Annotated in this window: 11 protein-coding genes, 1 tRNA gene and 1 riboswitch; all 12 genes read left to right on the top strand. The window is 32.8% G+C overall.

The window, feature by feature from the left end:
- The first annotated feature begins 79 nt into the window (after positions 1 to 79).
- The 12 genes from RYO54_RS16960 (at position 80) to RYO54_RS16905 (ending at position 11127) form a co-directional block, all read left to right on the top strand.
- Positions 80 to 156, top strand: a tRNA-Arg gene (locus RYO54_RS16960).
- Between the two features lie 227 nt (positions 157 to 383).
- A riboswitch (purine riboswitch) is annotated at positions 384 to 485 on the top strand.
- Between the two features lie 101 nt (positions 486 to 586).
- A complete protein-coding gene (locus tag RYO54_RS16955) occupies positions 587 to 1159 on the top strand; it encodes a xanthine phosphoribosyltransferase (protein ID WP_315121459.1) in 573 nt (190 codons plus the stop codon).
- Positions 1160 to 1196: 37 nt separating this feature from the next.
- Positions 1197 to 2303, top strand: a complete 1107-nt coding sequence (locus RYO54_RS16950) for a BMP family ABC transporter substrate-binding protein (RefSeq protein ID WP_315121456.1) — start codon at positions 1197 to 1199, stop codon at positions 2301 to 2303.
- Positions 2304 to 2317: 14 nt separating this feature from the next.
- Complete coding sequence (locus tag RYO54_RS16945; RefSeq protein WP_315121454.1) at positions 2318 to 3850, top strand: ABC transporter ATP-binding protein; 1533 nt, start codon at positions 2318 to 2320, stop codon at positions 3848 to 3850.
- A complete protein-coding gene (locus RYO54_RS16940) occupies positions 3843 to 4907 on the top strand; it encodes an ABC transporter permease (RefSeq protein WP_315121451.1) in 1065 nt (354 codons plus the stop codon). Before RYO54_RS16945 ends, RYO54_RS16940 begins: the two co-directional genes overlap by 8 nt.
- Positions 4908 to 5843 (top strand): ABC transporter permease, encoded by a 936-nt coding sequence (locus RYO54_RS16935; protein WP_315121447.1) that lies wholly within the window; start codon positions 4908 to 4910, stop codon positions 5841 to 5843.
- 214 nt (positions 5844 to 6057) lie between these two features.
- Positions 6058 to 6981, top strand: coding sequence for an aspartate carbamoyltransferase (pyrB, locus tag RYO54_RS16930; RefSeq protein WP_315121444.1), 924 nt, complete (start codon positions 6058 to 6060; stop codon positions 6979 to 6981).
- Positions 6981 to 7427, top strand: coding sequence for an aspartate carbamoyltransferase regulatory subunit (locus RYO54_RS16925; RefSeq protein WP_315121441.1), 447 nt, complete (start codon positions 6981 to 6983; stop codon positions 7425 to 7427). Before pyrB ends, RYO54_RS16925 begins: the two co-directional genes overlap by 1 nt.
- A complete protein-coding gene (locus RYO54_RS16920; RefSeq protein WP_315121438.1) occupies positions 7415 to 8617 on the top strand; it encodes a dihydroorotase in 1203 nt (400 codons plus the stop codon). Before RYO54_RS16925 ends, RYO54_RS16920 begins: the two co-directional genes overlap by 13 nt.
- On the top strand, positions 8614 to 9480 hold the full coding sequence (gene pyrF / locus RYO54_RS16915) for an orotidine-5'-phosphate decarboxylase (RefSeq protein ID WP_315121435.1): 867 nt from the start codon (positions 8614 to 8616) through the stop codon (positions 9478 to 9480). Before RYO54_RS16920 ends, pyrF begins: the two co-directional genes overlap by 4 nt.
- A gap of 23 nt (positions 9481 to 9503) precedes the next feature.
- On the top strand, positions 9504 to 10232 hold the full coding sequence (locus RYO54_RS16910) for a dihydroorotate dehydrogenase electron transfer subunit (RefSeq protein ID WP_315121432.1): 729 nt from the start codon (positions 9504 to 9506) through the stop codon (positions 10230 to 10232).
- A gap of 1 nt (position 10233) precedes the next feature.
- Positions 10234 to 11127: a dihydroorotate dehydrogenase gene (locus tag RYO54_RS16905; protein ID WP_315121428.1), complete on the top strand. Its 894-nt coding sequence runs from the start codon at positions 10234 to 10236 to the stop codon at positions 11125 to 11127.
- Positions 11128 to 11129 lie beyond the last annotated feature (2 nt).

The following is an 11129-nucleotide window of genomic DNA, read 5'->3' as shown; positions in this document are numbered from 1 at the left end:
AGTTCCAGCCTTCCAAGCTGGCTGTGAGGGTTCGATTCCCTTCACCCGCTCCAAAATTTAACAATTTTTAGGGCTTTAAGCGCCCATAGCTCAGCTGGATAGAGTGACGGACTTCGAATCCGGATGTCGCAGGTTCAACTCCTGTTGGGCGCACCAATATAAATTAAGGTATTACGTAAGGTTGATATACGACAGACATTGCAAAATAGAAATGTTTTGCAATGTCTTGTTTTTTACATATTTTACGATGACTCATAGATTAGCTACAATAAAAATGCAAGAAAAAAAGTTGTTTATATCATTTTGCAAATAGGTGTTGCTTTTTAATATGATATAGTATATCATATTAGCAATGAATATGGACAACGAATATTGATTCGGAAAAAAATAAAAACATTCGCACTCATATATGCTTAGTAATATGGTCTAAGCGTTTCTACCATGCAACCAAAAATTGCGGGGCTATGGGGCTTTATGATGGTTTGTTATTTTTTTATAATAGATCTTTATAAACTCCCTTGTCAAAAACAAGGGAGTTTATATTTTATTTAAAAATCATTATTGAATCTTAGAAAGGAAAGATATTATGCAATTATTAAAGGATAAGATAAAAAATGAAGGAGTAATAATAGAAGATAGAATTTTAAAGGTTGATAATTTTTTAAACCACCAATTAGATGTAGAACTTTTCAGTGAAATGGGAAAAGAATTTAAAAGAAGATTTAAAGACAAGAAAATAAATAAAATACTTACAGTAGAGAGTTCAGGAATAGGTATAGCTTGCATTATAGCTCAACACTTTGGAAATATACCTGTAGTATTTGCAAAAAAGCAAAAGCCTAATAGTATGGACGGGGATATATACGAAGCTAGAGTGTATTCTTTTACTAAAGAGCAGGAATGCTATATAAGGGTTTCTAAGAATTATTTAAATGAAGATGATTGTGTTTTAATTATAGATGATTTTTTAGCTAGCGGAAGTGCTGTAGCAGGAATGATAAATATTTGTAGACAAGCTAACTGTTCAATAAGCGGAGTTGGCATTGCAATTGAAAAGAAGTTTCAAGGTGGAAGGGAAATGATATTAAAGGAAGGAATACAGCTTGAGTCCCTGGCAATTCTTGAAGGTATGAAAAATGGTGAAGTTATTTTTGATTAATTTATAAATATTTTTAAGTAAGAAAGGGGAAATGAATATGAAAAAGCTTAAAGGAATTTCTTTATTATTAATTTTTACTATTGTAATAACATTATTTTCTGGTTGCGGAAATAAAAGTGGAGAGGAAGGAAAGGGAAATAAAGATGAAATAAAAGTAGGATTTATTTATGTAGGACCTACTACAGACGGTGGATATACATATGCACACGACCAAGGAAGATTATATTTAGAAAAAGAGTTAAATGTACCGACTATATATAAAGAATCTGTTCCTGAAGATACAGCAAAAGCTGAAAAAGTAATTGAAGATATGATTAGCCAAGGAGCCAATGTAATAATAGGAACAAGCTTTGGTTACATGGATGCTATGGAAAAAGCGGCTAAAAGACATAAAGATGTTAAATTCCTTCATTGCTCAGGTAATAAAACTTCTGAAAATATGTCAAGCTACTTTGGAAGAATATATGAAGCAAGATACCTATCAGGTATAGTTGCAGGTATGAAAACTAACACTGATAAAATAGGATATGTTGCAGCTTTCCCATTACCGGAAGTTGTAAGAGGAATTAATGCTTTTACACTAGGAGTTCAATCTGTAAATCCAAAGGCTAAGGTAGCAGTAAAGTGGACAAATACTTGGTATGATCCAGCTAAAGAAAAAGAAGGGGCAAAAGCATTACTTGATGAAGGAGCAGACGTTATAGCACAGCATCAAAATACAGCTGGACCTCAGCAGGCTGCAGAAGAAAAGGGTGCTTTCTCAATAGGATACAACACAGATATGAAAGATAAAGCTCCAAAGGCATATATGACTTCAGCAGTATTTAATTGGGGAGCTTATTATGTTAGTCAAGTTAAAGCTATTAAAGAAGGAAATTGGAAGTCAGAAAGTTATTGGAAGGGATTATCTGATGACGTAGTTGGATTAGCAGAATTAACAGAAAATGCTCCAGCGGGTGCGAAAGAAGAAGTAGAAAAAGCTAAAGAAGATATAATATCCGGTAAAAATAAAATATTTGTTGGGCCATTAAAGGATCAGAGTGGAAAAGTTGTAGTAGAAGAAGGAAAAGTAATGACAGATGAAGAGTTATTACAGTTCAACTGGTTTGTACAGGGAGTAGAAGGACAATTACAAAATCAATAGGAATAGGTGAGGAAATGAAAGAAAAAACACCTTTTATAAAAATGGAAAATATCAGCAAGACTTTCGGCAAAGTAGTTGCAAACAATAATATAAATTTTTCTGTATATGGAGGAGAAGTACACGCTCTTCTAGGGGAGAATGGTGCAGGAAAAAGTACATTAATGAATATGCTATCAGGGGTCTATACTCCTGATAGCGGTTCTATTTATATCCAAGGCAAAAAAGTTCAATTTACCTCTCCAATAGATGCTATACACTCTGGTATTGGTATGATATATCAACATTTCAAATTAGTTGATAATATGAGCGGAGAAGAAAATATTATATTAGGGCAAAAAAATAGTATTTTTGTAAGCTGGAAATCCATAAGAAATAAAATTAATGATATCTGTTCTAAATATGATATAAATATTGATTTAACAAAAAAAGTTCAAGATATGTCCGTTGGAGAAAAACAGATAATTGAAATATTAAAGGTTTTGTACAGAGGGGCAAATATTTTAGTTTTAGATGAACCAACCACAGTTTTTACACCAGTAGAAGTAGAAAAGTTATTTAATATTATAAATAAAATGAAAGAAAATGGATGTGCTGTTATATTCATATCTCATAAAATGGAAGAAGTTATGAGTATATGTGATAAAATAACAGTTTTAAGAAAAGGGGAAGTAATAACTACAATCGAAAAGAAAGAAGCTAATCCTAAAATATTAGCAACTTTAATGGTTGGTGAAGAAATAGAACTTTCTATAAAGAAAGATAAAATAAAGAGAGGCAAGGAAATTCTTAATATAAAAAACCTATCTTTATATAATGAAGATAAAATTGAAGTGCTGAAAAATATAAGCTTTAGTATACAGGCCGGGGAAGTTGTTGGTATTGCAGGCATAGCAGGAAGTGGGCAAAAAGAACTTTGTGAAGCTATAGCTGGAATTACCCCAGTTAAAAATGGAGAAATAATAGTAGATAATGAAAATATAATCGGAAAGACTCCAAGGGAAATAATAAACAAAGGAGTAAGCATGAGCTTTATACCTGAGGATAGGTTAGGAATGGGATTGGTAGGTTCTATGGACATGGTAGATAACTTACTTTTAAAATCCTATCATCATCAAAAAGGCTTACTTATAAATAAAAAAGAAACTGTAGATAAAGCAAATCAAATAAAAGAAGAGTTGGACATAAGAACTCCTGACATTTATCACCCAATAAAAAATTTATCCGGTGGAAATATTCAAAAGATATTACTAGGAAGAGAATTAGATATGAATCCTAGCTTGCTTATTATGGCATATCCAGTTAGAGGTTTAGATATAAACACCTGTTACACTATATACAACTTAATCAATGATCAAAAGAAAAGAGGCGTTGGAGTATTATACATAGGGGAAGACCTAGATGTATTAATACAGTTGTGTGATAGAATTCTTGTTATGTGTAACGGTGAAATCAAGGGAGAATTGATGAGCTTTGAAGCCACAAAAGAAAAAATAGGATTACTTATGGGGGGAGCCACAATAGAAAGAGAGGAGATCAAGGTTGTTTAGAATAGTAAAAAAAGGTGAAGTTACAAATAAAGAAGCATTTATGGTAAGAGCTATTTCTATAATACTTGCTTTTCTAGCTATAGGACTTTTTATTGCATTTTTAGGTTTTAACCCTTTAAGTGTGTATGGAACTATGATTAAAGGGGCTTTTGGTTCAAGCTATAGTTTTAGACAAACCATAGTAAAAGCTATTCCTCTCTTAATATCAGCCCTAGGAATATCCGTAGCTTTTAAGATGAAGTTTTGGAATATAGGTGGAGAAGGACAGATAATAATGGGGGCATTTTTATCTTCCTACTTTGCATTAAAGTTTCCAGAAATGAATTCATTTTTACTTCTTCCTATTATGATTTTAGCTGGAATTGTAGGAGGAGCTATGTGGGCTTTAATACCAGCTATTTTAAAAGGAAAATGGGATACAAATGAAACTATTGTAACATTGATGATGAATTACATTGCTCTTAAATTTATTACTTATTTACAATATGGGCCATGGAAGGATCCTAAGGCACAGGGATTTCCTAAAATACCAAACTTCAGTGATAATGCAATATTGCCTGAGTTTTTAGGCATTCATATTGGATGGATAATTGCCTTATTATTAGTTATATTTATGTATATTTTTATGACTCGTTCAAAGAAAGGTTATGAAATTTCTGTTTTAGGAGAAAGTGAAAAAACGGCCCTATATGCAGGAGTTAATATAAAAAATACATTGCTATCTGCTATGTTATTGAGCGGTGGTCTATGTGGCTTAGTAGGTATGATACAAGCTTCTGGAGTAAGTAACACCCTATCAATAGAAGTTTCAGGTGGAGTAGGTTATACGGCTATAATAGTAGCTTGGTTATCCAATTTAAATTCTATCGTCATGCTAGGGGTATCAATTTTGTTTGCTGCATTAGTAGAAGGTGGTTCTTTTATTCAAACAGCATTTAATATACCAGAGGCTGTGGCATTAATAATGCAATCAACAATATTATTTTTTATACTTGGCAGTGAATTTTTCTTGAAATACAAGTTGGTAAGAAAATCCTCATTAAAGGAGGTGGCCTAAATGAACACATATGTATCATTTTTACATGCAGCCGTTGTAGCAGGTACTCCGCTTTTATTTGCAACTTTAGGAGAAATAATATGTGAAAAGGCAGGTAACTTAAACCTAGGCTTAGAAGGTATGATGACTATGGGAGCGATGTTTGGATTTATGGTAGGTATTAAAACCAATAATCCAATTCTAGCGATATTAGGAGCTGCCATAGCTGGATTGTTCGGTGGTCTTATTTATGCCTTTTTAACTATAACGCTTAGAACAAATCAAGTAGTTTCAGGGTTGACTTTAACTATATTTGGTACAGGATTGTCTAGTTTTGTGGGTAAAAGTTTAGTTGGTAATGTAGTATCAGAGAATATAAAAGAGTTTTTCAAGCCTATAGCAGTACCAATACTTAGCAAAATACCTTATGTGGGACAAATATTATTTACCCAGGATTTATTTGTTTATTTAGGATATATTACAGCAATAATACTTGGAATTTATATGTTTAACACTTCAAAGGGATTAAACCTTTTATCTGTAGGGGAAAACCCTAAATGTGCTGATGCGTCAGGTATAAATGTAAACTTATATAAGTACCTTCATGTTCTTTTAGGGGGAGCCCTTTGCGGAGTGGGAGGAGCCTACTTATCCTTAGTTTATGTTCCAGCTTGGCAGGAAAACATCGTAGCAGGAAGAGGATGGATAGCTGTTGCACTAGTTATATTCGTAGCTTGGAACCCTTATAAGGCAATACTTGGTTCTTATTTATTTGGGGGACTTGATATTATAGGCTTTAGACTTCAAGGTTCAAGCATACACATTTCTCAGTATATAATAGATATGTTTCCTTATATAATTACAATATTGGTAATGGTTATGATATCCATAAATAAAAACTCTAAAAATTCTCCACCTAAGTCCTTAGGAGATTCTTACTTTAGGGAAGAGAGATAAAAAAACAATTGACTATAAAAGAAAACAGTGTTATTATAAGTAACAGAAAAAACAATATGTTGCCTTTAAAAGAGGTCCTGTGAGACCTAAAAGGAAAGCGGTGGATAGTATATAATTTATATATTGGTATAAGTATATCTATGCCTTCCTTTGAGGAAGGCATTTTTTTATTACCTTTAAGTTAGTACAGAGAGACTAAAAAGGAGGAGTAATAATGTTAAAGGGAAGACATTTAATAGATCCTATGGATCTAACAATTAAAGAAACTGAAAATTTATTAGAACTTGCTGAAAATATATACCTAAATCCAGAGAAATACTCAAAGCTTTGTGAAGGTAAGATTCTTGCTACTCTATTCTATGAGCCAAGCACAAGAACTAGATTAAGCTTTGAAGCAGCTATGATGAGACTGGGCGGAAAGGTTATAGGATTTTCTGAAGCAAGTTCTTCTTCTGTGTCAAAAGGAGAAAGTATAGCAGATACAATAAGAACTATATCTTGTTACGCTGATATAGCAGTTATAAGACATCCTAAAGAAGGTGCACCTAAAATTGCATCCATGTATTCATCCATACCTGTGGTTAATGCAGGAGATGGTGGTCATCAACATCCAACTCAAACCCTTACAGATTTAATGACTATTAAATCCTTAAAAGGCAGCTTATCAAATTTAACCGTTGGCTTCTGTGGAGATTTAAAATTCGGAAGAACGGTACATTCTTTAATCAAATCATTATCTCGCTATGAGAATAACAAAATGATTTTGGTTTCACCAGAAGAATTAAAAATTCCAAATTATATAAGAACAGAAATATTGGAGAAAAACAATATAGAATATGATGAAAGAGAAAATTTAGAAGAAGTAATTGCTTTGCTAGACATCCTATATATGACTAGAGTACAAAAGGAAAGATTTTTTAACGAGGAAGATTATATAAGATTAAAGGATAGTTATATATTAGATGAGGAAAAAATTAAAAAAGCACCTAAAAATATGAATATACTACATCCACTACCAAGAGTGAATGAGATTAGTTACGAAATAGATAAAGACCCTAGAGCTTGCTACTTTAAACAAGCACAGTATGGAATGTATGTGAGAATGGCATTGATACTAAAGCTTTTGGGGGTGATGTAATGTTAAAGGTAACTAGCATAAAAAATGGAATAGTAATTGACCACATTAAATCAGGATATGGGATAAAAATTTACAATTATTTGGAGTTAGGTAAGGCGGACTACTCCGTAGCTTTAATAATGAATGTATATAGCGAAAAGTTAGGGAAAAAAGATATTATAAAGATTGAGAATAATATAGACATAGATTTTACGGTATTAGGGCTTATAGATCCAAACATTACCATAAATATAATTCAAAATGAAAATATAAAAGAGAAGGTAAATCTTCATCTTCCAGTTAAGGTAGAGGGCTTACTAAAATGCAAAAATCCAAGATGTATAACCTCAGTAGAAAAATATATACCACACACATTTCACTTAGTTGATAGAAAAAAAGGTGAGTATAAATGTGAATATTGTGAAGAAGTTTATAAAGTTGAGGTGGATTATCTATGGAATTGTTAATAAAAGGAGCAAGGATTGTAGATTGGTCTCAAGATTTTTATGGGGACGTTTATATAAAAGATGGGGTAATTGATGAAATAGGTAAGGATATAAAAAAAGACTGTAAAGTGATATATGGAGAAGGTAAAGTTTTAATGCCCTCCTTCGTAGATTTACATGTACATTTTAGAGAACCGGGTTTTACCTACAAAGAAGACATTGAAAGCGGAAGTAAAGCAGCAGTGAAGGGCGGATATACAGCAGTAAATTTAATGGCAAATACAAACCCAGTATGTAGCGATATGGAAATAATAAATCATATATTGGCCAAAGGAAAAGAGGTTAATTTAGTAGATATTCATCAAATAGCTTCAATTACAAAGGACTTTGATGGTATGACAATAAGTCACATAGATTCTTTAGATGATAAGGTAAAGATTATATCTGAAGATGGAAAAGAAGTAATGAATAGCAATATAATGCTTAATGCTATGGTAAAAGCAAAAGCTAAAAATATAACTGTAATGTGTCACTGTGAAAATGAAGAATTGGTAGCAGAAGATACGAGATTAGCAGAGAATACAATGACATGGAGAAATGTAACTCTAGCTAAATATACAGGTTGTCCCGTTCATATAGCCCATGTAAGCACTAAAGAAGCCATGGAATATATAATAGAAGCTAAAAAGGGCGGGTATAATGTAACCTGCGAAGTTTCACCACACCATATAGCATTAACGGATGATATAAATTATAAGGTGAATCCTCCAATAAGAAGAAAAGCAGATGTAGATTTTCTAATAAAAGCCATAGAAGAAGGATGGGTAGATAGTATAGCTACAGATCATGCACCTCATAGTTTTGAGGATAAATTAAAGGGTGCGCCAGGTATCTCCGGCATAGAGACAGCTTTTTTAGTATGCTATACAAAGCTAGTTGCAGAAAAAAAAGTAAGCCTAAATAAACTATCAGAGGTTATGTCTAAGAATCCTAGCAGAATTATGGGGCTTAATAAAGGAGAAATAAAAATAGGTGTCGAGGGAGATTTAGTGCTGGTAGATTTAGAAAAGGAAATAGAAGTACAGGGAGAAGAGTTTATCTCAAAGGGAAAAAACACACCTTTTACAGGTATGAAGTTTTATGGTGAAATATTAAAAACTATAAAGAGTGGAAGAATAGTATATGAGAGTATCAAGGAGGATTGCAGATGATTATAGATAGACTATATGAGAGTGTAGAGAAAAGAGGACATGTATGTGTAGGATTGGATACATCAATAGATTATCTACCTAAAGAATTTATAAATAAATATAAATCAGAGGGAGAAGCAATATTTAGATTTAATCAAAAGATAATAGATGCTACAAAAGATGTAGCCGCATGCTTCAAGCTACAAATCGCATATTATGAAGCTTTAGGATTAGAAGGATTAATGGCTTATAAGAAAACCTTAGAATATATTAGAAACTTAAATATTTTAGCAATTTCAGATATAAAAAGAGGGGATATAGCAGATACTGCAAAAATGTATGCTAAAGCCCACTTTGAAGGAGATTTCCAAACGGATTTTATAACGCTAAATCCTTATATGGGAATGGACAGTATAGAGCCATATCTTCCATACTTAAAGAATAAGGAAAAGGGACTCTTTGCACTAATTAGAACATCAAATGAAGGAGCTAAAGATATAGAATACTTAGATACTCATAATAATGAAAAAGTTTATGAGATTGTGGGGGAAAAAGTAAATACCCTTGGAAAAGAATGCATGGGTGAGCATGGGTATAGTTCTTTAGGTGGAGTTGTAGGATGTACTCATGTGGATGAAGCATTGAGCATAAGAAATAAATTAAATAATACCTTCTTCTTAATACCTGGATATGGTGCTCAAGGGGGAAGAGCAGAAGATGTGGCGCTGTATTTAAAGAATGGAAATGGTGGGGTTGTGAATTCCTCAAGAGGAATACTCTTAGCTTATAAGAGAGCTGGTGGAGAATTTAATCATTTCGAAGATTACTCAAGAAAAGAAGCAATAAACATGAGAGATTCTATCTTGATGCATTGTAAAAAATAATAATAAGAAGAAAGGATAAGATCATGGAGTATAGAGAAGAGAAGGTTTTGTATAACAAAGAAATCTGTAATGGGATATGGGAACTTAAACTTTCAGGGAAATTTCAAGGAAAACCAGGACAGTTTTATATGTTAAGGGCATGGGAAAATGAACCTTTACTTAGTAGGCCAATAAGTATTTATTCAATAGATGGAGAAGGCATAAGTTTTTTATATAAAATAGTAGGTAGAGGTACTGAGATATTAAAAAAGCTCCAAAAGGGAGATGGGGTTAAGGTGACAGGTCCCCTAGGAAACGGATTTCCAATGGAGAAGATAAAGGGAAAAGTTGCTATAGTAGTTGGAGGAATTGGAATAGCTCCAATGCGTTATTTAACACAAGGATTAGAGGGGTGTGAGGTTCATCTTTACGCAGGCTTTAGAGATGAGTCCTACTCAGTAAATAGTTTTTCACCTTATATAAAGAAGAGTGTAATAGTTACAGAAACTGGAGAAGAAGGGGAAAAGGGTTATGTAACTGATTATATAGATGTAGAAGATTATGATGTAGTTTTAAGCTGCGGTCCAGAAATAATGATGAATAAGTTAATAAAGCAATGTAAAGAAAAATCAATACCTCTCTATGTATCACTAGAAAAGCATATGGCCTGTGGAGTTGGAGCATGCTTAGTATGCACATGTAAAACTAAGGATGGATATAAAAGAACTTGTAAAGATGGACCAGTTTTCTTAGGAGAGGAGCTAGAGGAATAATATGAAGGTAAACATATGTGGAGTAGATTTAAAGAATCCAGTAATAGCAGCTTCTGGTACCTTTGGTTTTGGAGAGGAATACAATGAGTTTTATCCTGCATCTAAACTAGGGGGGATAAGCACAAAAGGTCTAACAATCAATAAGAAGAGTGGAAATCATGGATTGAGAGTTTTTGAAACTACAGGAGGAATGTTAAATAGCGTAGGGCTACAAAATCCTGGCGTGGATGAGTTTATACGATATGAATATCCAAAGATGAAGAAACTTGAAACAGTAATACTTGCAAACTTAGGCGGTGGAACAATAGAGGATTATTTAAAGGGGATAGAGCTTTTAAATAAAACAGATGTAGATATGATCGAATTAAATATATCTTGTCCTAATGTTAAAGAAGGTGGCATGGCCTTTGGTATAAAATCAAAAGTTGCATATGAAGTTGTAAAGGAAGTTAAGAATATATGCAATAAACCATTAATAGTTAAGTTATCCCCTAATGCAGAAGATATTGTAGATATGGCGTATAAATGCTGTGAAGCTGGAGCAGATGGACTATCCTTAGTAAACACATTCAAAGCTATGGCAATAGATATAAAGGATAAAAAAGCTGTGTTTAACAATATAACAGCAGGGCTATCAGGGCCAGCAATAAAGCCAATTGCTTTAAGAATGGTATATGAAGTATGCAAGGCAGTAGATGTACCTGTAATTGGATTGGGTGGAATAATGAACTGGCAAGATGCCATTGAGTTTATAATGGCAGGAGCTACTGCAATACAAATAGGGACAGTTAATTTTATAGATCCTAATGCAGGGCTTACAATAATTCAGGGAATAGAAAGTTACATGAAAACTCAAGGTATAAAGAGTTTAGAAGAAATAAGAGGAATAATTTAGGA

It is taken from the genome of uncultured Clostridium sp. (assembly GCF_963515715.1).
Taxonomy (GTDB): domain Bacteria; phylum Bacillota; class Clostridia; order Clostridiales; family Clostridiaceae; genus Clostridium_AW.
This window is presented reverse-complemented; position numbering and strand designations above follow the sequence as displayed.